Origin of the sequence: Parabacteroides bouchesdurhonensis (assembly GCF_900186615.1) — a bacterium.
Lineage (GTDB): Bacteria > Bacteroidota > Bacteroidia > Bacteroidales > Tannerellaceae > Parabacteroides > Parabacteroides bouchesdurhonensis.
In genome coordinates this window covers 3242122-3268117 of record NZ_LT896588.1, presented here as the reverse complement: position 1 = coordinate 3268117, position 25996 = coordinate 3242122, and the positions used below count along the sequence as shown (strand labels likewise).

Below are 25996 nucleotides of genomic sequence, written 5' to 3'. Positions count from 1 at the left end.
ATGGAATCAATCAGACAAATATACCGTATAGGACATGGTCCGTCAAGTAGTCATACTATGGGACCGATGCGAGCGGCGCAAATGTTTCTTGAACGCAATAAAGAGGCTGTACGTTTTAATGTTACTCTATATGGAAGTCTTGCTGCAACAGGAAAGGGACACATGACGGATACTGCTATTTTGGAAGTATTATCTCCGGTAGCTAAAACGGATATTACCTGGAAACCGAAAATTTTCCTCCCTTTTCATCCAAACGGAATGTTGTTTGAGTCATTTAATGAGAGTGGAGACGTGTTAGAATCGTGGACTGTATATAGTATCGGCGGAGGTACATTGGCAAATGAATCGTTCAACGAGCTTAAGACCGAGAAGATATATGATATGCACACTATTAAGGAAATTCAAGCATGGTGTGAGAGAACAGGCCATTCCTACTGGGAATATGTTGAACAAAGTGAAGGTCCTCAAATCTGGGATTATTTGGCTGAAGTCTGGAATGTGATGCAACAGGCTGTACAAAATGGATTGGAAGCCGAAGGTATACTTCCGGGAGGTTTGGGTATTCGTCGTAAGGCATCGGATTATTTGATCCGTGCGAAAGGCTATGGCAGTAGTATCAAGAGCCGTGGAATGGTCTATGCATTTGCTTTGGCTGTATCTGAAGAGAATGCTTGTGGAGGTCAAATTGTAACGGCTCCTACATGTGGCTCCTGTGGAGTTATGCCCGCAGTTCTATATCATTTGAAAGATACCAGGGAATTTCGTGATTCTCGTATTTTACGTGCATTGGCAACAGCAGGGTTATTTGGCAATGTAGTTCGTACGAATGCATCGGTTTCCGGAGCGGAAGTTGGTTGTCAGGGCGAAGTTGGTGTTGCTTGTGCTATGGCAGCAGCAGCAGCCAGCCAGCTCTTTGGCGGTACACCTGCACAAATAGAATACGCTGCCGAAATGGGACTGGAACATCATTTGGGATTGACTTGTGATCCTGTTTGCGGATTGGTGCAGATTCCTTGTATTGAACGTAATGCTTTTGCGGCTGCCCGTGCTTTGGATGCAAATACATTCTCCAATTTTTCAGACGGAAAACATCGTGTAAGTTTTGACCAGGTAGTGGAAGTAATGCGGCAGACAGGAAATGATTTACCCAGTTTGTATAAAGAAACGTCAGAAGGAGGTTTGGCTAAAAATATGGAACGATAAAATATTATTTATTAATTGTGTTTATTATATTCGAAATGAAAAGAGACCTGTTTTATTCTTTGTTGGCTATTAGTTCCCTGATTGCATGCGGGCAGCCAAAACAACAGCAATCCGAAGAGGTTGCAAAAAGTGATAATCCTGTATTTGAAGGATGGTATGCTGATCCGGAAGGTATTATCTACGATGATACGTATTGGATTTATCCTACGACGAGTGATATATATGAAAAACAGACTTTCTTTGATTGTTTTTCCTCTAAAGATTTGGTAACATGGACCAAACATTCTTCTGTATTGGATACTACTGCTGTAAAATGGGCCAAAATAGCCATGTGGGCACCTTCCGTAATCAGTAAGGATGGAAAATATTATTTCTTTTTTGGTGCAAACGATGTGCACGAAGGTGAAATAGGAGGTATCGGTGTCGCGGTAAGCGATCGTCCTGAAGGACCGTATAAAGATTTATTGGGTAAGCCTCTTATTAATGAAATAGTGAATGGTGCGCAACCCATTGATCAGTTTGTTTTTCATGACAACGGACATTACTATATGTATTATGGAGGCTGGGGACATTGTAACGTCGTTATGCTAAATGATGATTTCACCGGCCTTGTTCCTTTTGAGGATGGCGAAATCTATAAAGAAATAACTCCGGAAAACTATGTGGAAGGTCCTTTTGTACTCAAGAAAAACGGAAAGTATTACTTTATGTGGAGTGAAGGTGGATGGGGTGGTCCTGATTATTCAGTAGCATACGCAATTGCAGATTCTCCTTTTGGTCCGTTCAAACGTATTGGCAAGATTCTTCAACAAGACCCGAAGGTCGCAACCAGTGCCGGACATCATTCCGTAATGCACGTTCCGGGTACGGAAGACTATTATATTGTTTATCATCGTCGTCCGTTAGGTGATACCGGACGTGATCATCGTGTGACCTGTATAGATAAAATGACCTTCGATAAAGATGGTTTTATTAATCCTGTAAAGATGACTTTTGAGGGAGTGGAAGCACAAACTATAAAGTAGCGGATAATATTAAATTATATTAAAAGAGGAATATACTGCTTGTATTCCTCTTTTTTTATTCTATTTTTGACGCATGTGTCAGACTATAGTGACAAATGGTTGATAATGGAGTATTCTTTTAATACATTATATCTATGGAAGAGTCAGTTGATATGGAAAGCCGGATAATTGAAGCGGCTAAGAAAGTATTTGTGCGAAAAGGATTTAATGCTACAAAAATGAGTGATATTGCAGCAGAAGTTGGCATCGGACGTACAGCCCTGCATTATTACTTCCGCACAAAAGAAATGCTGTTTGATGCTATTTTCGGTCAATTGATCGGGAAATTATTACCAAACATCGGTCGTATAGTGGACGATGATTCTACTATTCTTGAGAAGATGCCTAAACTGGTAGAACAATATACCTCTACAGTTTATGAAAATCCTTACTTTCCTATATTTGCCGTGCAGGAGATAAATCGGGACTCGGAACATCTGTTTCGTACGGTGATGAAAGAGCCCGAACGTTTGCAGCCTATTTTACGTTTGCAACAACAAATTAAAGACGAAATGGAAAAAGGCCTTCTTAAGAAGATGCCTCTTATTGATGTGGCATCAACTTTGGTTAGTCTCGTTGTTTTTCCTACACTTATCCGTGAGCCATTGACAGTAATTCTGTTGGATGGAAATGTTTCACAGTTTGAAGAATTTTTATTCCGGCGTAAAACTTTGGTTACCGAAGTTATGATCCGTTTATTAACTCCGGATAGTAAAGAATAAATTTATCCAATAATATAGAATCGTATATGAAACTGATTTATTTGTTATTATTCTTTTTAGTTGGAGGTATGGTTGTTGGAGCACATGCACAAGAAAATACTCTAACCATCTCACAATGTTACGAATGGGCACGTAGTAACTATCCTCAGATACAACAGTACGGGCTTATTGACCGAACGGAAGAATATAATTTATCCAATGCATCGAGAGGCTGGCTGCCTCAGATTGCCCTGAACGCTAAAGCTACATATCAAAGTGATGTCACAAAACTACCATTTGACGCAAAGCAACTTTCTGCCATCATGCCCGGAATAGAAATACCGACATTGGCTAAAGACCAGTATCAGGTAGTGGCCGAAGTGAACCAAACTATTTGGGATGGAGGTGTTATTCATTCTGCCAAACGAATAACAAAAGCCGAAGCCGAAGCTAATCGTGAACAGTTGGAGAGTGATCTTTACACGCTTAATGAACGTGTAAACCAACTTTACTTTGGTTGTTTATTACAAGATGAATTACTTACTCAGAATATCCTTTTGCAAAAGGAATTGCAAATAAATATAGACCGGATTGTTGCCATGATGGCGAATGGAGTAGCTAATCAATCCGATTTGGAAAGTATGCAGGTGGAATTATTGAATGCGCAGCAGAAAGAAATAGAACTGAAATCCTCTCGTACTGCTTACCGTCAGATGTTAGGAACGTTGGTCGGTAAAACTTTGCCTGAAAATATCCGTATGGAAGTTCCTGCATTACCGGGAAATTCCCTCTCACAATCAATAAACCGTCCTGAACTTCGGGCATTGGATGCAAAGAACCGTTTGATCGAGATGCAAGACAAACAGATTACTGCAAGTATCATGCCCAGAATTGGTGCATTTGTACAAGGAGGATACGGCCGTCCGGGTTTAAACATGTTGGATAATAATTTTGATGCTTTTTATATGGCAGGTTTACGTCTTACTTGGAATTTGGGCAAGCTTTATACTTTGAAGAATGATCGTCACAAATTGGATGTTAACCGGCAAATGGTTAATGTACAGCGCGATGTCTTTCTGTTTAATACCAATCTCCAACTGATACAGCAGAACACGGAGATACGAAAGATGAACGACCTTATGAAAGCTGATGACGATATTATCCGTCTCCGTACCAGTATTAAAAAAGCAGCTGAGACAAAATTGGAAAACGGCGTTATTTCCGTTACTGATCTGATACGGGAGATTAATGCCGAAGATATGGCTCGTCAAACAGCCGCTGTGCATCGTGTACAGCATCTTTTATCCGTATATAATTATATGTACACAATAAATTAAAGATACACAGATATGAAACACATTCTAATAGCAAGCGCAATCATTCTTTTTGTTTCTTGTAACAGAAATAGCGATTCTTTCGATGCAACAGGAGCTTTTGAGGCTACAGAAATATTGGTTTCATCGGAAGCCAATGGTAAAATCATGGAATTTAATATAGAAGAAGGCGATCGTTTGGAAGCCGGTGCCGTGCTGGGATATATAGATAGCACGCAATTATACCTGAAGAAAATGCAACTCCTTGCCGGGCTACGTTCTGTAGATATTCGCAAGCCGGATATTCGTAAACAGATTGCCGCTCTTGAGCAACAAATAGCTACCGCCCGTAGCGAACAACAACGAATGGAAAATCTGGTTCGTGCCAAGGCCGGAAATCAGAAGCAAGTAGACGACATCGTAAATAATATCAAATTTTTGCAGAAACAATTAGATGCCCAGTATTCATCGCTGGATAAAACGTCGGGAGGTGCGGATGCCGAAGCTGAAAGCATTCAGTATCAGGTAATGCAACTGGATGACCAATTGCAGAAGTGCCGTATTGCAAATCCGCAGACAGGAATTGTACTTGTTAAATATGCAGAACCTGGTGAAGTTACCGCAGCCGGAAAGCCCCTTTACAAAATAGCTGATACCGATTTGCTTTATCTGCGTGCCTACGTAACCGCCGATCAGCTTTCACAAGCAAAAAACGGGCAGTCTGTCCGCGTATTTGCCGACTATGGAGATGATCGTCGCGAATATCCCGGAATAATTACTTGGGTATCGGAAAAATCAGAATTTACCCCGAAAGGAATCCAAACGAAGGATGAACGTGCCAATTTGGTTTATGCCATTAAAATAGCTGTCAAGAACGACGGTTTCCTAAAGATAGGACAATATGGTGAAATGACATTTAATTAATTGACAAATGCTGGTTGACAGGTATGAATAACGTAAGTATTCAGCATATCAGTAAAAAATATGCTTCGATAGAGGCGTTGCAGGATATTTCTTTGGAAATACAGCCGGGTGAGCTTTTTGGTCTGATAGGACCTGATGGAGCAGGAAAGACTACGCTTTTTCGTATTCTCACCACTTTGTTGCTGGCAGACAGCGGCTCTGCATCTGTTTGTGGATTGGATGTAGTGAAGGATTTACGTGAGATACGTAAGAGGGTTGGTTATATGCCAGGTCGTTTCTCTTTGTATCAGGATCTGACAGTAGAGGAAAATTTGCAATTCTTTGCTACTGTATTCAATACAACTATAGAAAAAAATTACGACTTGGTACGTGATATTTATGTCCAGATAGAACCATTCAAGCATCGTCGTGCAGGAAAATTATCCGGTGGAATGAAGCAAAAATTGGCATTGAGCTGTGCCTTGATCCATCGTCCTGATGTGTTATTTCTGGACGAGCCTACTACAGGTGTAGACCCTGTTTCGCGTGTTGAGTTTTGGGATATGCTGGATCGGTTGAAAAAACAGGGTATCACTATCCTTGTTTCTACTCCATATATGGACGAGGCTTCACGTTGTGACCGGATAGCATTGATGCGTGCCGGCAAATGTTTGTCCGTTGATACGCCGGAGAATATCCGCCGTTCGTTTACCCGTTCGCTTTGGGCTGTGCAGGGCGCACAAATGTATCCATTATTAAATGTTCTACGGAACTATCCTGAAATTTATTCCTGTTATGCTTTTGGGGATGCCCATCATCTCACTTTCAGACATCAGAATGTTTCGGATAATGAAATAAACGCTTTGCAAGAATATTTGAAAACAAATGGATATACCGGTGTTGAATTAAGAAAGATTGAACCATCGGTAGAAGATTGCTTCATGGCTCTATGAACGACATGAGCGTACATAAACAGAATTAATGATTAAAAGAATGAAAGCGATAGAAACGAAAGAACTTACCAAACGCTTCGGTACTTTTACGGCTGTAGATCATATCAGTTTTGAGGTGGAGGAAGGTGAAATATTTGGCTTCCTCGGAGCTAATGGAGCGGGAAAGACCACAGCGATGCGTATGCTTTCAGGCTTGTCTACGCCCACATCGGGCGAGGCTGTAGTAGCCGGTTTTAACGTTTATAGTGAAGCCGAGCAGATAAAGCAACACATTGGTTATATGAGCCAGAAGTTTTCATTATATGGAGACTTGAAAGTGTGGGAGAATATCCGTTTGTTTGGAGGTATATACGGCTTACCGGAGAAAAAATTAAGAGAGAAGACAGATGAACTGTTGCAAACTCTTGGCCTGGAAAGTGAACGTAATACGCTTGTTGATTCTCTTCCGCTGGGCTGGAAACAGAAATTGGCTTTTTCGGTAGCAATTATTCATGAACCGAATATCGTCTTTTTGGACGAACCTACCGGTGGGGTCGATCCTGTTACCCGCCGGCAATTCTGGGAATTGATATATGAAGCATCCGCGCGTGGAATTACTGTCTTTGTTACCACTCACTATATGGATGAAGCGGAATATTGTAATCGAGTTTCTATCATGGTGGACGGAAGGATAGAGGCTTTGGACGAACCTGCAGAGTTAAAACGTCAATTTCAAGCGGCAGATATGAATGGCGTTTTTCAGGCTCTTGCCCGTAAAGCAACGAGAGGAGAATAAATATGAAACAGTTTGCATCATTTATACGTAAAGAGTTTTATCACATTTTTCGTGATATACGTACTATGCTCATCATGTTGGTTATGCCTATTATACTCATTATTCTGTTTGGATATGCAATTACAACGGAAATAAAGAGTGTGCCTTTTGCGGTACTCGACCGGAGCCGCGATGAGGTAACTACCCGGCTGACTGACCGTATCGGAGCCAGTGAATATTTCAATCTGTATAAACTACTGGATAGCGAAGAAGAGGCGCAAGATTTGTTTCGTCAGGGTAAAGTAAGACTTGTAGTGGTTTTTCCTCCGCAATATGCCTCTTCTCCGGATGCTGCTATCCAATTGCTTGCTGATGCTACCGACCCCAATGAAGCAACTCAACTTACAGGCTATGCTACAGCTATCATTACTGCCGCCAAGACGGATGCTATTGTACAAACTATGCCAATTGGTATTATACCTGTTGTACATTTGCTGTATAACCCGTTGATGAAGGGAGCCTATAATTTTGTACCCGGCGTAATGGGGCTTATCCTTATTTTGATTTGCGCAATGATGACTTCCGTAGGGATTGTAAGAGAAAAAGAAATGGGTACAATGGAGATATTGTTGGTTTCTCCTATGAAACCGGTTTATATTATTTTGGCCAAAGCTGTTCCTTATTTATTGCTCAGTATGGTAAATATTACTACTATTCTATTGCTTTCTTATTTCCTTCTGGAAGTACCTATTATGGGGAGCTTGTTTTCTTTAGTGATGGTTACTGTGCTTTATATTATCGTCTCTCTCTGTTTGGGGCTGCTTATTTCTACAGTTGCCGACACACAGCAGGCAGCTATGCTTATTAGTGGAATGGCCTTAATGTTGCCGGTCATGTTGCTTAGCGGAATGATGTTTCCTATAGAGAATATGCCCAAGCTGTTACAATGGCTTTCCAATATAGTTCCGGCTAAATGGTACATTATTGCAGTGAAAGATATTATGATAAAAGGGCTTTCTATTACTTCGGTTTTGAAAGAAACCGGAATTTTGATTCTTATGGCCTTTGTGTTGATTGCTATTAGTGTGAAACGATTTAAAATACGTCTGTAATATGCGTCTGAATACATTACGATATTTGTTGGAGAAAGAATTCAAGCAAATCCGTCGCGACCGTTTTTTGCCTAAAATCATCTTTATCATTCCGATGATGCAGTTAATCATATTGCCTTTTGCCGCCAATTTTGAAATGCATAATATTAATCTGAGTATAGTTGATAATGATCATTCTGTGACTTCTCAACAGCTGACAAATAAGATTCTTTCGTCCGGCTATTTCCGCTTGACAGACTATTCTCCTCATTATAATGAAGCGATAAAGTCTATCGAAAGTAATGACGCCGATATTATTTTGGAATTTCCTCAGGGATTTGAAAAACGATTGGGCCGAGAAGGGACTAACGAACTTCTTATTGCCGCTAATGCTGTAAATGGAACAAAGGGAGGGATGGGTAGTTCATATCTGTCATCCATCGTGCAGAATTTTAATGCGGAAAAAGGATATTATCCTGCGGATCTCGTGGGAGTTAAAGTGACTGCGACAAATCTCTTTAATCCCCACTTGAACTATAAAAGTTACATGGTTCCGGGTATTATGGTTTTTTTGTTGACTATTATTGCGGGCTTTGTTCCTGCTTTGAATATTGTGAGTGAAAAGGAAAAAGGAACGATCGAACAGATTAATGTATCTCCTGTTCCGAAATCCCTGTTCATGCTTTCCAAGTTGATACCTTTTTGGGTTATAGGCTTTTTTCTTTTGACAATAGCTGTAGGGATTGCATGGCTTATTTATGGCTTGATACCTGTAGGTAGTTTGGGCACTATATATCTTTTTGCAGCTGTTTATATGATTGGTTTTACAGGCTTGGGCTTGGCTATTTCTGCTATATCTTCTACCCAGCAGCAAGCCATGTTTACCACTTTTTTCTTTCTGATTATCTTTGCGTTGCTTAGTGGGTTGTTTACTCCGATCAGTAGCATGCCGGAATGGGCGCAGAATATTACATTATTGAATCCGATACGCTATTTTGTAGAAGCGATGCGAATGATTTATTTGAAAGGAAGCCATTTCTCGGACATAGAAGGACATTTCTTTATGATATGTTTTTTTGCAGTTTTATTTAATGTACTTGCAGTGGCAGGATATAGAAAAACACAATAAATAGAGGAAAATGAAAAAGCCATATCCGGAGTTTCGAATATGGCTTTTTGATGTGGGCAGTGATGGATTCGAACCACCGAAGGCGAAAGCCAGCTGAGTTACAGTCAGCCCCATTTGGCCACTCTGGTAACTGCCCTTTATTTAGAATTTCTTTGAGCCTCTTGTCGGATTCGAACCAACGACCCCGAGATTACAAATCACGTGCTCTGGCCAACTGAGCTAAAGAGGCGTTTTTCCTTTGTTTGCGGCTGCAAAGGTAGTAATTGTTTTTATCCGTACAATAGGGGCATGATGTTTTTTGAAAAAGCAGAAGCCATCAGAGTTATTCAAAACTCTGATGGCTTCTGCTTTTTATGGTCTGTTTATTCTTATTGTCCTTTCAAAAGAACTTCATTTATAGCCTTTTTGAAGTCAGCTTTACTCATTGCCCCTTTAGCCATCTGAGGCTTCTCGTTCATTGGACAAAAAAGTAATGAAGGTATGCTCTGTATACCAAAGGCGGCTGCCAGATGTTCTTCTTTTTCTGTATCTACTTTGTATATATCGATTTTCCCTTCGTATTCTTTTGCCAATTCCTCCAGAACAGGCGCTACCATCTTACAAGGACCGCACCATGTAGCATAAAAATCTACTATGCACGGTTTTTCTCCTTTGTATTTCCATTCATTAGGACTTGTTTCATAATCAGCTACTTTGTTTAGAAATTCAGCTTTTGTCAATTCTGTTACTTTCATAATCTGTTCTCCTTAAATTAATATATACTATTTTCTTCTTTAGTATATAACAAAGTTAGGGGTATTAGTTCAACTGATAAATGGCTATTTTTCCTTTATAGTTAGCTATATTTCCCCTTTAATGTTATAAAAAAGCCGTCGGAAACATTTTCGGCGGCTTTTATTACATTCTAAACTTACAGTTGTTTTGAACTTAATACCGTTTGCCAACGGCCTCCCAGTCTACTATATCCCAAAGTTTATTCAGATGGTCTGCACGTTTGTTCTGGTAATCCAGATAATATGCGTGTTCCCAAACGTCAAAACCGAGGAGAGGAGTGAGGCCTCTGACAACCGGGTTACTTCCGTTAGGCTCTTTGGTAATTGAAAGTTTTCCGTTAATATCCTTAGCTAACCATACCCAACCCGATCCGAACAAGCCTGTACCGGCTGTAACAAATTCTTTTTGGAAATTTTCAAAAGATCCCCAAGCAGTATTAATAGCTTCAGCCAGTTTTCCTGTTGGCTTACCACCACCTTTTGGTGAAAATTGGGTGAAATATAAATTATGGTTCAATACTTGTCCTGCGTTATTGAAAACGGCACCGTCGGATTCTTTTACAATTGTTTCCAATGGCTCATTTTCAAACTTTGTACCTGCAATGAGGTTATTCAAATTGGTTACATAAGTTTGTAGATGCTTTCCATGATGTAACTCTATTGTTTGTTTTGATATTACCGGTTCCAGAGCATCGGCTGCATAGGGTAATTGGATTAATTCAAATTTCATAATTTCTTCTTTTTTATCTGTTATTTGACTATTGGAAATCAACAATAACAAACTAAGACATAATGTAAGCATGGCCTTATTTGTTTTTATGTTGTTTGTATTATCATAACAGCGGCGACATTGAATTTGTTTATCATCCCGATGACTTTTTGAAATCATCTCGATGATTTTAAAAAATGATCGGGATGTTTTAAAATCTAAATATTATATTTCTCTACCAAAAAATAGAGTAAAATCCCGAATAAGTTTATACTTTTGCTGGCTCATAATTTATTAATTAGTAAAACATATTGTGTAGATGGTAAAGAAAGTTGGGAATTTAATTCCAAACACCTTTTTTATTACAAAGGGTAGTGGAGAATCTGATTTGGAAAAACATGCAGGTTCATATCACATGGCTCTTTATGATGCAGGTATTTCGGATTTCAACATTATGACGTATTCATCTGTTATTCCTGCAACGGCACATCTGGCAACCATGGATGAATTAGACCTTCCTCCATTTGGTTCGGAAATGAAAACTATCATGGCGATGTCTCATGGCTATCAAGATGAGTTTGTATCTGCTGGTGTGGTTTACGCCTGGATGTATAAGGATGAAAACTTTGATGAAAAGGTTGGAGGACTTGTATGTGAAGTTAGTGGTCGTTATCGTATTGAAGAGCTTGAGTCTCGTTTGATTCGTGTAATCAATGATCTTCATCAGAAAACATACGGTAAGTACTATTTGGGAGAACTTAACTTTATAACGGAAGGTATTACCATTGAAAAGAGGTATGGTACAGCTCTTGCTGCTCTTTGTTTCGTTGATTTTTTGCAACCGGAAATTGAAGAATAAGTTTTGTGTGAATTTTATATTACATTTTTATAAGGCCGTCTTCCTTTCGGGGAGGCGGTTTTTTGTTATATTTGCCAATCGTATTACAATTTTACCGCGCGGATGTGAGGGATTAGTAAATATTTAATGATTGATGTTATGAAAAAGATTATCAATCCTTGGGATGGCTTGGAAGGTTATATGTGTTTCGGCTGTGCTCCGGCGAATCCGTCAGGTTTACATATGGAATTTTATGAAGACGGCGATGATATAGTTGCTTTTTGGAAACCGGAAGCATATTATCAAGGTTGGCTGAACACGCTGCATGGTGGTATACAGACAACTTTAATGGATGAACTGGCTGGTTGGGTTGTGATGAGAAAGTTACAAACGTCTGGCGTTACTTCGCGTTTAGATGCTAAATTCATTAAAAGTATATCGACGCTTGAACCTCAGTTAACAGTACGTGGACGAATAAAAGACAGAAAACGAAACGCCATATTTATTGAAACGGAAATATATAATTCGGCAGAAGAAGTATGTTCCCGTGCCGACTTAGTATATTTCGTAAGTAACCCGGAAAGGGCGAAAGAAGAATTTCATTTTTGTGGTTGTAAAACAGTTGATGAATAAATAATTGAATGCAATGAAGTATGTAGGAGCTCATGTATCGGCTTCGGGTGGTGTAGAGAATGCCCCTTTAAATGCCAAAGCTATAGGAGCAAAGGCTTTTGCTCTTTTTACCCGTAATCAGCGGCAATGGAAATCGACGCCATTGTCATCGGAAAGCATTTCGCTTTTTAAAGAACGTTGTGCGGAATCAGGTTATCTGCCAAAGCATATATTACCCCATGATAGCTATCTGATTAATCTGGGACATCCGGAAGCGGAGGGATTGCAAAAATCCCGTGATGCTTTTCTGGATGAGATGCAGCGATGTGAACAGTTGGGGCTTGACCGCCTGAATTTTCATCCCGGAAGCCATTTGAATGAGATGTCGGTTGAAGAATGCCTTGCACGCATAGCAGAATCTATTAATTGGACGTTGGAACGGACAAAAGGGGTTACGGCTGTTATAGAAAATACGGCCGGACAAGGAACAAATCTGGGCTATACCTTTGAACAGATTGCTTATATTATAGATAAAGTAGACGATAAAACCAGAGTGGGAGTCTGTATTGATACAGCCCATACATTGGCTGCCGGTTATGACATAAAAACGGAAGAAGGTTTTACGGAAACATTCCGGCATTTTGATGAGGTAATAGGTTTCGCGTATTTAAAAGGCATGCACTTGAATGATTCAAAGAAAGATCTGGGAACAAGAGTAGACAGGCACGACAGTATAGGTAAAGGTGTGATGGGAATCACTCCATTTAAAATGATTATGCATGATAGCCGTTTTGATGATATACCTTTGATATTGGAAACGCCGGATGAATCTCTTTGGGCGGAAGAGATAAAGTTATTATATAGTTTATAATTATCCTTTTATATTAAGTATTTAATTAAAATAATATACCTATGTTCATATTGATGCCTGTTATTTTTATCTTGGGAATCCTGGCTATTGCAATGGAAGACAAGTTTAAGATAAACAAAGCTGCCATAGCCTTGTTTATGGCTATTTCTTTGTGGATGATTTTGATGTTTGATGCGTATTACATTTTTATAGAACGCTCAAGTCCTATATTTCATGAATTCTTAAGTGAAAATCCCGATATTGCCAGTATGCCTGCCCATGAGCAGTTTATTAATTTTATTTCTAACCGGGCTATTGTCTATCATTTGGGTAATGTGTCGGAAACGCTGTTTTTCGTCATGTGTTCCATGTTGATTGTAGATATTGTAGACAAACACGGAGGTTTTCGTTCCGTGACAGGTTATATTCGTACATCGGATAAGCGTAAATTGTTGTGGTACATCAGTATTGCCACTTTTTTCTTTTCAGCATTACTTGATAATCTTGCTGCCGCTATTGTTATTATGGCGGTGCTTCGTAAACTCGTGCCCGACCGTACGGATCGTTTGAAGTATGCCTGTATGGTTATTATTTCCGCAAATGCGGGAGGTTCATGGTCTCCTATAGGTGATGTTACTACAATCTTGCTTTGGGTAGGAAAGAATGTAACGGCAATGCATCAGATATCGCATGTTTTTATTCCTGCGTTAATAAATATGTTGGTTCCGCTTACTATAGCTAACTTCTGGCTCTTTAAGAAAGGGTCGACCTTGCGCGTGATGAGTGAAGAAGAACAAGCGGACGAATATATTCCGGAAATACCAACTCATTCACGCCGGGTAATATTTGTGATAGGAGTTCTTTCATTGGCTCTTGTGCCGGTGTTTCAGATGTTGACAAATCTGCCTCCCTTTTTAGGTGTTTTGTCAGGCTTGGTAATTTTGTGGATATATACGGATGTGATGTATAGCAGATTGCACATGCACGAATCCCAAAAATTACGCATATCCCAATTGCTTCCTAATATCGACTTGTCTACAATCTTCTTTTTCCTCGGCATTCTGATGGCGGTAGGAGCATTGGAAACAGCCGGTCAGTTGGGCATCATGTCTGCGTTCCTTGATAAACACGTGCATGAACCATACTTGATAAGTTTTGTCATCGGAGCGTTATCTTCCTGTGTTGATAATGTGGCATTAGTGGCAGCTACAATGGGTATGTATCCTCTTACTGCGCATGCTGCCGATTTATCTGCTTATGCCCAGTTCTTTGTTTCCGACGGCGGATTCTGGACATTCCTTGCCTATTGTGCCGTAACAGGTGGCAGTATCCTTATTATAGGTTCGGCTACCGGCGTAACGGTTATGGGACTGGAAAAAATAGAGTTCATGTACTATACAAAACGCTTTTCCATTCTTGCACTGATTGGTTATTGCTGCGGTGCAGGTACTTATATGTTATTATTTGCTTAATATTATTCTTATTTATGATGAAAAAATGGATACTGATAGCTGCCTCTGCAGCTTTGTTTACCAGTCTTGAATCAGAAGCTTGTACTGGTTTGCTGGTAGGAAAAAAAGCTTCTACGGATGGTTCGGTTATGATTAGTTATGCTGCTGATTCGCATACGCTTTACGGCGAACTTTACCGTTGGCCTGCGGCAACGTGGCCTAAAGGGAGCATGTTGCAGGTAAACGAATGGGATACCGGTAAACCCTTAGGGCAGATTCCGCAAGTAGAACAAACTTATTCTGTTGTGGGTAATATGAACGAGCATCAGGTAGCAATTACCGAGAGTACGTTCGGAGGCCGGCCCGAATTAGTAGATACTACGGGCATCATGGACTATGGAAGTCTAATATATATTGCCTTGCAACGTTCTAAATCGGCTCGTGAAGCTATTAAGGTAATGACGGACCTTGTACAAGAACATGGTTACTACAGTAGTGGTGAATCGTTTTCTATCGCTGATAAGAATGAAGCCTGGATTATGGAAATGATAGGAAAAGGGGTTGGTAATAAGGGCGCCGTGTGGGTGGCTATCCGTATACCGGACGATTGTATTGCCGCACATGCTAATCAATCCCGTATCCAACAGATTCCTTTTGGCGATAAAGAAAACTGCCTGTATTCTCCCGACGTCGTGTCTTTTGCCCGTGAAAAGGGATACTTTAAGGGAAAGGATAAAGATTTCAGCTTTGCCAAAACATATTGTCCGTATGAGTTTGGCGCTTTACGCGGATGTGAGGCGCGGGTATGGTCTTTCTTCCGTAAATATGACAAATCAATGGATAAATATGCCGATTTTATTAAAGGCGATCCTTCTAAAGAACCGATGCCATTGTACATTAAACCGGATCGTTTGCTGTCTGTTCAAGATGTACAGAATGCCATGCGCGACCATTTTGAAGGTACGGATCTGGATATGACCAAAGATGCGGGCGCGGGTCCGTATAAAGTACCTTATCGTTGGCGTCCTATGACTTTTGAAGTTGACGGCCAGGAATATACAAACGAACGTGCTATAGCAACGCAGCAAACAGGCTTTGTTATTGTTCCGCAGATGCGTAACTGGTTGCCGGATGCTGTAGGCGGTGTTCTTTGGTTTGGTGTGGATGATGCGGATATGGCTGTATTTACTCCTATATATTGTTCTGTAACGGAGTCTCCGGAATGTTACCATGTAGGAAATGGTGACATGATGAACTTCTCCTGGACGTCTGCTTTCTGGATTCATAATTGGGTAGCTAATATGGCTTACGGAAAGTACAGTTATATGATAAAAGACATCCGCCCAGTTCAACAGGAACTGGAAAATAGCTATCAGGAGGTATTGCCTGCCATTGATGCGGCAGCCGCTAAGTTATATGAAAAGAACCCTGCCGAAGCTATCCGTTTTCTCACTTGGTTCAGTACGTCAAATGCCGATGCGGCAACAGCCCGTTGGAAAAAACTTGGCGAATATCTTTTGGTAAAATATATGGACGGTAATGTAAAGAGAGAAGAATGTGGACGGTTTAAACAAAATGGTTACGGTTTGCCTGCTTCTCCTGAATTTCCCGGATATGACGAAAATTATTATCGTTCGATTGTAAAGAGTGCGGGAGAAAGGTTAAAAGTAAAATAAAAGGTTTATATTTGTAGAACAAATGTTGAATTAAAAAGGAAAAGTATGAAGAAATTTGTAATCATGATTATGCTGGCTGTTATAAGCTTAGGTGCTTATGCTCAGACAGAACAGGGAAAATCATCCATTGGTTTTAATCTTGGATATGGATTTGATGATATTGATAATGCAACCGTTGGAATTGATTACCGGTATTGCATATTGGATGATGTCCGCATAGCCCCGTCTCTTACTTATCATGTAAAGAACAACTCTTTAAGTGCTTGGGCTATTGATGTAAATGCTCATTATGTGGTGAAGCTGAGTGAAATGTTTGGTTTTTATCCATTGGCCGGTTTAGACATGTCTTTCTGGAAAGTTAGTGTCGGACACGGACTATCTCACAATATGACACGTTTTGGTGCTAATATTGGTTTGGGTGGCGAAGTATACGCTACAAATAATTTAAGTGTTGGGCTGGAAGTGAAATATCTTGTCATTAAAGATTTAAGTCGTCCAATGATAGGCGTACGCGTAGGATATAATTTTTAATAAATAAAAGTTCTTATACTGGAAATCCTTCTGAATATTCAATTATTCAGAAGGATTTTTTGTTCCATGCAGTCTTCTTTTATGGTCTTTGTAAACAGCTATAATACAGTCTTTTAAAAAGATATATCTTTTGCATTCAAAAGACGGGACTTTTGACTTCAAAAGAGCTGACTTTTGAAATGTTAAGACGGGACTTTGATGTTCAAAAGATAGCTCTTTTAAAACGGGTACTTAATCGCTTTATTTTCAGCGGTTACCAGCTCGCGTAATCGGCGAATGTAAGGTTCTCGAAATTTGGAATAACTTTATAAACTTTGTCCTTTATTGTTTCTTCCGGATTCGTTGTACTTAACCCTATAACACGCATATTTGCGGATGTTCCAGCTTGTATGCCTGCAAAAGAATCTTCGAAAACTAAACAGTTATCGGGCGATTCATGCAGATCGGATGCAGCCAGAAGGTAACACATAGGATCAGGTTTCCCTTTTGTTATGCGGTCGGCAGTTACTATTGTATCGAATATGTTGTCTAAATGGAGCAGGCTAAAAGCACGCTTCACCTTTACGTCATCGGAACTTGTAACCAATCCCATCTTTACGCCGTGTTCTTTAAGCGTATGTAAAAATTCAATAGAGCCGGGCATAGGAGGGAAGGGCATTTCCTTTTCATACGCGTTCGATTCGTCAATAACTCTTCGGCGTAGTGTTTCAGAACAATCGGCGAAGTATTTGTCCAGTATATAAGGTAGGGTAGTTCCTTTTATAAGGGAAGCAAAATTATCAATATTTAATCCGTACCGATAGGCGGCTTCATTCCAATAAATATCGTAAATAGGTTCTGTATCTACTATTACCCCGTCGAAATCAAAAAGTGCAGTCTTCATTTATCAATTTAAAGAATTGAGATAATAAACATTATTCATTTCGTGTGAAACTACATAATACCATATTCTGGCGTAGTTCGCCGATGGGTTGTTGGGTGGAGGTAAGTATATTGAATATATACTTGTCTCCGTAATTCTTTTGTATCTTCTCTAAACTTCTGTCTGTAGCCAAAAGGTAACCTGTTTCCGGTTGGTTTATTTCAAAGTTATGGAATCTGTTGCCCAAATAGAAGTTTAGTCCGTACATGTTTGTATATTCTTTCAAATTGTTCATTACGAACATATTTGTATTATCCAACGGATATTCTTTGCTTATTCTTTCAGCAAAAGGACGGGATGAATTGCCGCAACGTATCCCACGCATAATAACTCCATCAATAAGTAAATTGACTGTGAATGTCAAGGCTATGGTGGCGTATAATATTTTGATGTTTATTTTTTTAGACATCTGGTAGTATACCGTACCTATAGCAAGCAGTACAATTAAAACGATACATGACGACAGTACGTCCCGGAAGTTTAGCAGGTTCGCTACCAGTTCTACATTGTATATCACCGATTGGCTGGAAGAATATTGCTTCGCAATTGCAACCGGATTAATCAATCCGGTCATAGATAAAAGAATCGCGATGATTACTACTGAAACCACAGACGTTAAAAATGCCGCGAATACACGGGTAACCTTTGTTCTGTATTCGGTAATATAAAGGGCATATTGAGCAAGAAACAATGCGATAAACGGATATGCGGGCATCAAATATACACTGCGTTTGCTTGACGGTATCGAATAGAAGAACAAGATGCAAACTAAGGCTACTAAACTGAATAGCCGTACCTTCTCCATAGAACGAATCCGTTTCCAGCAATCTATAAGTATCTCTTTGAAGGACATGGACGGTTTTTTTATTTTCAGGCCGAATAAAGAAAAGAAAAAGAATATGGTCCAAGGAATGAATCCTCCGGCCAGCGTTCCGAAGTTGTACCATACTCCGTTCTCATGTCCTAAATCATAATTAATGGCAGGAGTTGAAATGTGGAAGAAACGTCCGAAGTTTTCTGCCATCACGACATTAAAAAAATCGTCACCCCCTTGCTTCCATGCCGATAAGTACCATAGTAACGGTAAGAAGAGGGATGACACCCCAATATATAATAATGATTTGAATATCGTGAGCCAACTGTATTTATTCAATATAAGCAGGTAAACACCGAAAACAAATAACGGAAGTATGATACCTACCGGACCTTTTGTTAGTACAGCGCATCCTAATAACAGGGGAATAATGACAGGCAGCCCTTTTAATTCCAATTTGTCTTCCCACCTGTATAGCTGGAACAAACCGATGACAATAAAGGTGGTTAGCAGCATATCTACACGGGTAGTCATAGCCGCCCTGTGTATTTCTACGCAGGTTATTAATAAGAGATTGGCTATAAATGCTTCTTGAAATTTGACAATACGTCTTCCGAAGAATACCAAAGTAAACCCTATCAATACGATAAAAGCTAAAGCGGAAGGCAGCCGCGATGTGAATTCGGACACATACCCTTGCGGATAAGAAAAGGCAGCCATCAACCAATGCGCCATAGGTGGTTTATAGGCAAAGTCGTTGGCATATACTTGTGGCAAAATCCAGTTCCCGCTTTCAAGCATGGATACGGCAACAGCCGCTTCCCTGGGTTCTCCTTTTGTTGAAAAGTCTCCTAATCCAATCCATGGCAATACGGAAATAATGCAAATTATTACCATCATGGTTACCGGCTTTTGCAGGTATAAATATTGTAGAGTAGGTGTTCTCATATTTTTAATTAGGTATATTACTCTGTTCTTTATTAAAAACAAGTTACAAAAGAACTACTTTTTGCGGACTTTTCCTTCTCTTTGAGATAACTTTTTATATTCCTAAAGATTCTTTAATGGCACTGCGTATTGCATCCGCATCTTCTTTATTCTCTTTAAGAATTGAGATGATAAGGTTTAAATAACTTTCTTTATTGCTAATGCCGCAAATGTTGCAAAGCCTGCATTGAGGCAACATGCCTTTCTGATTATATACGCGGAGAATATTTTTATAGTCTCCGGTTTCAACATATAAGGAGAATTCATTCTTTATATTTGTGTATATATCCTGTACATGGATGTTTTGCTGTATACCTTCAACATGTTCGGCAAGCTGTTCAACGGTGGTTATTTTACGGTCTACGGTCGTTTCCAGTTTTTTCCGGACAAGGTGTTTGGCATGAAGGATAACTTGCGATTCTAAATCTTTTTCAAATAATTTGACAACGTTTTCTTTTACTTGATTGAATACGTTCTCCGGGTCTTTCATTAAGCGGTGCGCAACAGTTTTAATTACCTCTTCCAGCATCAGTAAGTTCTCTACTTCCGCTACATTGGGCACGAAGATATGCTGTTCGCGCAAGTATGTGATTTCTCCCTGCGTCCTACGGTCACGGTCTACAATGCCTTTACTTTCTAAGTTATGGAAATCTTTTAGTTGTCCGAAAGCCTTGGTTGTTTCTATTACTTTCTGGCATCCGCCCATCGGCTTTACCATATAATCCGGAAAGATAAGGGGATACAGACGGCTGTCTATACTGTTTGTGTCGGTACCTTCAATGAAAAGTATAGGTTTCCGACTCCCTAATATTTCCATGTATACTTCTTCGGGAAAACTTTCGTTGTTTTCTATTAATTCATAATCCCATATACGGGTATCGGCATCGTATGAGCGTATCCATATTCGTTTACTATCCGGTCTGGACGCTGTGAAATCGATATCGTGGGTGAGATAAACGTATGTGCAGTCCGGACGCATAGCTTCTATTTCATCCCATAATAAGTTTTTGATGGAATTGTGCAATAATGTTTCCGGTTCTTCAATAATCAATAAAGAGTTGAGGGGAGTGCATAATACGGCTCCAATAAGATAAAATACCAACTTTTCACCATCGCTCATTCTTTCCGCCTTGTACGAATCACTGTCGCGGCTGCCCGAAGCTAATTCTATAAATCCGGATTTACGAACCAGGCGATTATGGGGAAATATCTTTTCCCATATGGACTGAATACGGTCGATCTTCGTAACAGGAGGTAGTAAATCCGGATTGACTTTACACGCTTCTTTATAATTCACTGCTGCTTCAAATTCTTCACTTTGCAGATGCAGGATGAGTTTTTCATATTCCGAAAGCCGCGGCATGAAAAGCCTTTCTGTAATCATAGATTGCAGACGCGAGAACTCATTGTCTTCCTCGGAGATGGGATCTTCTACATTATTATTAATAAATAAGGCATGTATTCCGGATATTTTCTTGGCTAAGCTCCCATATTGATCAAGCAAACATTTACCAAAAGAACTTTTGCCAGCTCCGTTTACACCAATAACTACAAGTCCTTTTGTTTCTAATGTTATTGGTTGAGACGCATTTAATTTTTTAGGAAGTGTCAGCTCCATCGTATTATTGATATTATTATATAAGATTATTCATTTCTCAAAAGTAGATAATTTTTTAATATCTTTGTTACGTTGGACCATAAAGATATGACTGGAATATGGCAAGAATATTATTGTTAACCGATTTTTCTAGTGGCTATAGCAGAAGCTTGTTAAAAGGTATAGTTCGATATTCAAATGAATTTGGACCATGGGTGTTCTACAAAATGCCTTTGTATTATAAAATGCTGTATGGCGAAAAAGGAGTGATGGAATGGGTAGTGAAATGGAGAATAGATGCTATTATTGCCCAGTTGGAAGACATTGATGTGGGGCAGTTACGAAAGCTGAATATTCCTATTATCGTTCAGAATTATCACGACCGTACAGATGATGTTTCTAATCTTACCGGTGATTATTTCAATACCGGAGTGATGGCCGCAGATTTCTTTTTAATGCGCGGGTATCGTAATTTCGCTTTCTATGGATTCTCCGATACTATCTGGAGCCGGGAGAGAGGACAAGGTTTTAAAAGCAAAGTGGAAGAAGCCGGCTTTTCTGTTTGTTTCTTTGAAGAAGATAAACAACAAAAAGAGCTGTGGGTATATAATCCTTTGGAGCTTGGTGAATGGTTGAAATCGTTGCCAAAGCCGGTCGCTCTTTTTGCTTGTGACGATTCGTTTGCGTTACAAATTTCTGAGACATGCAATCTTTGTAATATCCAAATACCGGATGAGGTTACTGTATTGGGGGTTGATAATGACCAGCTGATTTGTAATATATCCAACCCTCCTTTATCATCTATTGTGCTGGATGTGGAAAATGGCGGTTACAGGGCTGCACAAATGCTACATAAATTGATTAATAAAGAAATTGCAGAACCTACGGATATTGTAATTAATCCGATTCGGATAGAATATAGAAAATCTACGGAGAAATATGCTGTTTTGGATAAAAATATCAATACGGTATTTAAATATATAGAAGATAATTATATGCATCCTATTTCTGTAAATGACCTGATAAAGCAATTGCCGTTATCCCGCAGGGTGTTGGAAAGGAAATTTAAGCAAGAAACAGGGATTTCTATTTATCAATATATACAGCAATATCGCATCAAGCGTTTTGCCAATTTATTAGTTACTACAGACAAGCCTTTGGCAGAGATTGCTTTGATGGCAGGTTTCGATGATTATAAAAATGTTTTTAGAATATTTCGTAAATATATGTCCGTTTCACCTATTTATTATAGAAAGCAATATCAACCTGCAAAAGTAAAAGAGGAAAAATGACGTTTTATGAGGTCATAGATGCGTGTTCTGAGTAAAATTTGAAATAATAATGTTCTATTTTTGATAACTGAAAAGGTATATGTAAAATAGAAATAAAATGGGGAGAATAACAATATCTGCTTTTACTATACTCTATATAATGAGTAGTACTATGCTATTTGCTCAGAATCCTTCTGAGTTAGAGCGTAGAAAGCAGTATTTGGAGGAAATATTAGCCATAAATGTGCCGGAAGACCACCGGGCTAATATCAGCCGACGTATATCTCTTCAAGACAGTACATGGGCCGACTGGCTGCACCGTACCGGAGAACTTCCTCCTGACTTTGAAAATATGCCATCTGAACCATTCTTGCCGGAACCATTGATGATAGACAAGAATGGAACGCAAATAAATATTACTTCCGTTGACCAATGGCAGGATAAAAGAAAAGATATAAAAGAAAAATATCAATATTGGGTATCCGGTCATTGTCCTTCTGCTCCATCGTCTTTTCAATCTGAAATAATATCTGAACATAGAGAGGGTAACGTTCTTGTTCAGATGGTAGAGATGCGTTTTGGACCTTCTAATAAGGCTAAAATGACGATGGAACTGATGATTCCGGATGGAAGCCGGCCTCTTCCTGTTTATATGACGCAGTGGACTCACCGTAATTGGGCGCAATTAGCTGTAGAACGGGGATATATTGCTTGTGTATATGCTGCGGCTGATGATAAAGATGATACGCAAGCCTATCAGGAAATATATCCGGATTATGATTTTACCTGTTTGATGCGTAGAGCTTGGGGAGCTTCACGTGCGGTAGATTATCTGTATACCCGTCCGGAAGTAGATAAAGAAAAAATTGCCATTACCGGTCATTCCCGCAATGGTAAACAATCATTGTGGGCTGCGGCATTCGATGATCGTATTACGGCTGTAATTACCAGCAGTTGCGGTACAGGAGGAATAACTCCCTGGCGGTTTAGTGATCCGCAATATTGTAATCAGACATTGGATGATATAACGGCTAATGCCGCTCATTGGTTTCATCCCCGGTTACGTTTTTTCTTTGGGCGGGAAGATAAACTGCCGGTAGATCAGAACCTGATGATTTCTTTAATAGCTCCACGTCCATTATTGTTTCAATATTCGTTAATAGAAGAACAATTGAACCCGTGGGCAAATGAGCAGTGTTATCAGTCGGTAAAGAAAGTCTATAATTTCTTGCACGCAGGAGATAAGATAGGTGTATACGCCCGTTTAGGTGAACATGCTGCTATGGCTCGTGATTTAGAGAGGGGCTTGGATTTTCTGGATATACAATTCGGAAGGAAACAATACCAATGGGACAATAACCTTTATTTTGATTATTCTTTTGAACAGTGGGCAAAGACACATCAGGAGGATAAACAAGTAAAGAATCAAATTCTTCCAGTCGTATTACAATCTAAATACAAGGATACAACACGTTTTATATCTGATAAGAAACGTATACAGTATAATCTTGAGTGGTTGTTGGGAACTCTACCTCCTCAGGTCAAGCCCGTAAATATAGCAGCTGCTCCTGATTATCGTACAGATTGGATTGAATGGATAACCAAACGCCCGGCTGTATCTGATGCAGAGGTGATCCATCTTGCACCTTATACGGCTATGGGTAACCACTTGTGTGGAAATTTATATGTCCCTAAAAAGAAGAAATTTGATGATGCTAAAATACCTGTTATTATTTATCTGCATCCTTATTCTTATGCACATGGATATGCTATAGGATATAATAAAGACCTTACAGGTAGAGGCAATAGTCATTTATTCCAGCATTTAATAAATAAAGGTTTTGCTGTATTGGCTATTGACATGTTTGGCTTTGGTACGCGTATGTTGGAAGCTCAATATTTTTACGATAGGTTTCCTCAATGGAGCAAAATGGGGAAAATGGTTGAGGATGTTAAAGCTTGTGTGGATGCTGTAGACGCATTCTCTTTCCTTGATAATAAAAACATATTTATTTTAGGTAATACAATAGGAGGAACAGTGGCTTTGATTGCAGCGGCGCAAGATACCCGTGTTTCCGGTGTTGCTGCAGTTGCTTCTGTTACACCTTGGCGAACCAGTAATAGGCAATATGAAAGTATCCGTAGCTATGCTGATGCACACGGATTCATTCCTCGTTTAGGCTGGTATAATGATGAACCGGCTAAAGTGTCGGTAGACTATGCGGAGATTATGGCTTGCATAGCACCTCGTTCGCTAATGATTGTTGCTCCTACGCTAGACCGGTATGAAGATAAAAAGGCTGTACAGAAATCTATAGATGCTGTCGCTTCTTTATATGATGTATATGGGAGAAGATCGTCATTTAATGTACAAAAACCTATGGATATAAATAGAATATCCTGGGATATGGCAGATCAGATAGCCGATTTCTTCCGGCAACAAATGAAGTAAAAAGTAATAATAATTAATACCAGGAAAACATGACAACAAGACGTAATTTTATTAAAAAGGCAGCCGTTGGAACGGCAATGATATCTTTTGGTGGTGTATTGGAAGGCTTTAGTGCCAAGAGTTATAATAACATTGTTGGAGCAAACAACAAATTAAGAGTCGGCGCTATTGGTGTTAACTCCAGAGGATTTGCTTTGGCTTCTAATTTTGCCAAGCAAGAAGGTTGCGAAGTAAACCATGTATGTGATGTTGATTCCCGTGCTTTACAAAAATGTGCTGCTGCTATTCAAAAGATAGCCGGTAATAAAGTGAAGACGGATAAAGACCTCCGCAAGATGCTGGAATCGAAAGATCTGGACGCTGTTGTAATAGCAACTCCGGACCATTGGCATGCTCCGGCTGCCTTACTGGCTATGCAGGCAGGAAAAGACGTATATCTGGAAAAACCATGTAGTCATTCTCCGGAAGAAGGAGAAATATTAGTTCGTGGAGCTCAAAAGTATAACAGATTATTGCAGATGGGTAACCAGCGCCGTTCATGGCCGAATGTACAAGAGGCTATAAGGGAATTGAAGAACGGCATTATCGGTAATGTTTATTATGGAAAGAGTTGGTATACGAATAACCGTCCGTCTATTGGCATTGGCAAGGAAGTTGCCGTTCCCGATTGGTTGGATTGGGAATTGTGGCAAGGTCCTGCTCCCCGTGTAGCATATAAAGATAATGTTGTTCATTATAACTGGCATTGGTTCTGGCGTTGGGGCACGGGTGAAGCTTTAAATAATGGAACGCATATGGTAGATATTCTCCGTTGGGGTATGGAATTGGATTATCCTACAATGGTGTCTTCTGTAGGTGGACGTTATTGTTATAAAGACGATTGGGAAACTCCTGATACCCAAATGGTTAATATCGAATTTGGCAATAATAAATGTATGACATGGGAAGGCCGTAGTTGTAATGGACGTGGTGTAGAAGGCAGTTCTGTAGGAGCTATGTTTTATGGTGAAAAGGGTAGCCTGCTGATAACAGGTGCTAATGCCTATACCATTTACGATCTGGATGACAAAGTAGTGAAAAATGTAAAAAGCCAAATAGCTATTGATCCTCGTAATTTAATGAATCCGGCGGAACAACTGGATGCTCTTCATATCCAGAACTTTTTTGACGGAATCCGTAATGGTGCTCCATTGAATGCCGATATTTTATCCGGTCATAAAAGTACATTACTTGTACAGTTAGGTAACATTGCCCAGCGTGCCGGTCATTCAATAAATATAGATCATCAGAACGGACGTATATTGAATGATTGTGAAGCTAACAAGTACTGGGGACGTACCTATGAGAAGGGTTGGGAAATGAAATTATGATCATTGTAATTGTAGATAAAATTAAACCTTTA

23 protein-coding genes and 2 tRNA genes are annotated in these 25996 nt (G+C 39.6%); 18 read left to right on the top strand and 7 right to left on the bottom strand.

From position 1 onward, the window contains the following. The 9 genes from C1721_RS14115 (at nucleotide 1) to C1721_RS14075 (ending at nucleotide 9111) form a co-directional block, all read left to right on the top strand. A complete protein-coding gene (locus tag C1721_RS14115; protein ID WP_102408852.1) occupies nucleotides 1–1203 on the top strand; it encodes an L-serine ammonia-lyase in 1203 nt (400 codons plus the stop codon). A 35-nt stretch (nucleotides 1204–1238) separates the two neighbouring features. Continuing rightward, entirely contained in the window at nucleotides 1239–2228 is a 990-nt protein-coding gene (locus tag C1721_RS14110) for a glycoside hydrolase family 43 protein (RefSeq protein WP_102408851.1), read from the top strand. Nucleotides 2229–2362: 134 nt separating this feature from the next. Further along, complete coding sequence (locus C1721_RS14105; RefSeq protein ID WP_102408850.1) at nucleotides 2363–2989, top strand: TetR/AcrR family transcriptional regulator; 627 nt, start codon at nucleotides 2363–2365, stop codon at nucleotides 2987–2989. A 26-nt stretch (nucleotides 2990–3015) separates the two neighbouring features. After that, nucleotides 3016–4305 carry a TolC family protein gene (locus tag C1721_RS14100; RefSeq protein ID WP_102408849.1) on the top strand — a complete coding sequence of 430 codons (1290 nt, stop codon included), beginning with the start codon at nucleotides 3016–3018 and terminating at the stop codon, nucleotides 4303–4305. A 12-nt stretch (nucleotides 4306–4317) separates the two neighbouring features. Next, nucleotides 4318–5205 carry an HlyD family secretion protein gene (locus tag C1721_RS14095; protein ID WP_102408848.1) on the top strand — a complete coding sequence of 296 codons (888 nt, stop codon included), beginning with the start codon at nucleotides 4318–4320 and terminating at the stop codon, nucleotides 5203–5205. Nucleotides 5206–5228: 23 nt separating this feature from the next. Continuing rightward, nucleotides 5229–6137 (top strand): ABC transporter ATP-binding protein, encoded by a 909-nt coding sequence (locus C1721_RS14090; protein ID WP_102408847.1) that lies wholly within the window; start codon nucleotides 5229–5231, stop codon nucleotides 6135–6137. 40 nt (nucleotides 6138–6177) lie between these two features. Beyond that, a complete protein-coding gene (locus C1721_RS14085; RefSeq protein ID WP_102409510.1) occupies nucleotides 6178–6912 on the top strand; it encodes an ABC transporter ATP-binding protein in 735 nt (244 codons plus the stop codon). A 2-nt stretch (nucleotides 6913–6914) separates the two neighbouring features. After that, a complete protein-coding gene (locus C1721_RS14080; protein ID WP_102408846.1) occupies nucleotides 6915–8003 on the top strand; it encodes an ABC transporter permease in 1089 nt (362 codons plus the stop codon). A gap of 1 nt (nucleotide 8004) precedes the next feature. After that, entirely contained in the window at nucleotides 8005–9111 is a 1107-nt protein-coding gene (locus C1721_RS14075; RefSeq protein ID WP_102408845.1) for an ABC transporter permease, read from the top strand. Between the two features lie 53 nt (nucleotides 9112–9164). On the opposite strand, the gene C1721_RS14070 is transcribed toward C1721_RS14075, so the two are convergent. From C1721_RS14070 to C1721_RS14055, 4 genes are all read right to left on the bottom strand, one after another. Further along, nucleotides 9165–9247: transfer RNA gene (locus C1721_RS14070), tRNA-Tyr, on the bottom strand. A 19-nt stretch (nucleotides 9248–9266) separates the two neighbouring features. After that, nucleotides 9267–9340 (bottom strand) — tRNA-Thr (locus C1721_RS14065). 139 nt (nucleotides 9341–9479) lie between these two features. Then, entirely contained in the window at nucleotides 9480–9845 is a 366-nt protein-coding gene (trxA, locus tag C1721_RS14060; protein ID WP_102408844.1) for a thioredoxin, read from the bottom strand. 193 nt (nucleotides 9846–10038) lie between these two features. Further along, nucleotides 10039–10614, bottom strand: coding sequence for a superoxide dismutase (locus C1721_RS14055; RefSeq protein ID WP_199830409.1), 576 nt, complete (start codon nucleotides 10612–10614; stop codon nucleotides 10039–10041). Nucleotides 10615–10912: 298 nt separating this feature from the next. Here C1721_RS14055 and C1721_RS14050 point away from each other — a divergent pair, with 298 nt between their 5' ends. The 6 genes from C1721_RS14050 to C1721_RS14025 all read left to right on the top strand — a co-directional run bounded on the left by C1721_RS14050 (nucleotide 10913) and on the right by C1721_RS14025 (nucleotide 16551). Further along, nucleotides 10913–11452: a pyruvoyl-dependent arginine decarboxylase gene (locus C1721_RS14050; RefSeq protein ID WP_102408843.1), complete on the top strand. Its 540-nt coding sequence runs from the start codon at nucleotides 10913–10915 to the stop codon at nucleotides 11450–11452. 138 nt (nucleotides 11453–11590) lie between these two features. Continuing rightward, the gene (locus tag C1721_RS14045) at nucleotides 11591–12064 is read left to right on the top strand and encodes a PaaI family thioesterase (protein ID WP_102409507.1); all 474 of its coding nucleotides are present in this window, start codon (nucleotides 11591–11593) and stop codon (nucleotides 12062–12064) included. 13 nt (nucleotides 12065–12077) lie between these two features. Further along, nucleotides 12078–12914 carry a deoxyribonuclease IV gene (nfo, locus tag C1721_RS14040; protein WP_102409505.1) on the top strand — a complete coding sequence of 279 codons (837 nt, stop codon included), beginning with the start codon at nucleotides 12078–12080 and terminating at the stop codon, nucleotides 12912–12914. A gap of 41 nt (nucleotides 12915–12955) precedes the next feature. Further along, on the top strand, nucleotides 12956–14365 hold the full coding sequence (gene nhaD / locus C1721_RS14035; RefSeq protein WP_102408842.1) for a sodium:proton antiporter NhaD: 1410 nt from the start codon (nucleotides 12956–12958) through the stop codon (nucleotides 14363–14365). A 14-nt stretch (nucleotides 14366–14379) separates the two neighbouring features. Beyond that, nucleotides 14380–16020 (top strand): dipeptidase, encoded by a 1641-nt coding sequence (locus C1721_RS14030; RefSeq protein WP_102408841.1) that lies wholly within the window; start codon nucleotides 14380–14382, stop codon nucleotides 16018–16020. A 45-nt stretch (nucleotides 16021–16065) separates the two neighbouring features. Further along, nucleotides 16066–16551 carry a porin family protein gene (locus C1721_RS14025; protein ID WP_102408840.1) on the top strand — a complete coding sequence of 162 codons (486 nt, stop codon included), beginning with the start codon at nucleotides 16066–16068 and terminating at the stop codon, nucleotides 16549–16551. A gap of 253 nt (nucleotides 16552–16804) precedes the next feature. Here the strand turns inward: C1721_RS14025 and C1721_RS14020 are convergent, their stop codons facing one another. The 3 genes from C1721_RS14020 to C1721_RS14010 form a co-directional block, all read right to left on the bottom strand. Continuing rightward, entirely contained in the window at nucleotides 16805–17434 is a 630-nt protein-coding gene (locus tag C1721_RS14020) for an HAD family hydrolase (protein WP_102408839.1), read from the bottom strand. Between the two features lie 31 nt (nucleotides 17435–17465). Further along, nucleotides 17466–19235, bottom strand: coding sequence for an ArnT family glycosyltransferase (locus tag C1721_RS14015; protein ID WP_102408838.1), 1770 nt, complete (start codon nucleotides 19233–19235; stop codon nucleotides 17466–17468). Nucleotides 19236–19329: 94 nt separating this feature from the next. Next, the gene (locus C1721_RS14010; RefSeq protein ID WP_102408837.1) at nucleotides 19330–20892 is read right to left on the bottom strand and encodes a DUF4435 domain-containing protein; all 1563 of its coding nucleotides are present in this window, start codon (nucleotides 20890–20892) and stop codon (nucleotides 19330–19332) included. A gap of 98 nt (nucleotides 20893–20990) precedes the next feature. Here C1721_RS14010 and C1721_RS14005 point away from each other — a divergent pair, with 98 nt between their 5' ends. The 3 genes from C1721_RS14005 (at nucleotide 20991) to C1721_RS13995 (ending at nucleotide 25964) form a co-directional block, all read left to right on the top strand. After that, entirely contained in the window at nucleotides 20991–22163 is a 1173-nt protein-coding gene (locus tag C1721_RS14005; RefSeq protein ID WP_102408836.1) for an AraC family transcriptional regulator, read from the top strand. Nucleotides 22164–22260: 97 nt separating this feature from the next. Beyond that, complete coding sequence (locus C1721_RS14000; protein ID WP_102408835.1) at nucleotides 22261–24594, top strand: glucuronyl esterase domain-containing protein; 2334 nt, start codon at nucleotides 22261–22263, stop codon at nucleotides 24592–24594. 29 nt (nucleotides 24595–24623) lie between these two features. After that, nucleotides 24624–25964: a Gfo/Idh/MocA family protein gene (locus tag C1721_RS13995; protein ID WP_102408834.1), complete on the top strand. Its 1341-nt coding sequence runs from the start codon at nucleotides 24624–24626 to the stop codon at nucleotides 25962–25964. The last annotated feature ends 32 nt before the right edge of the window (nucleotides 25965–25996 follow it).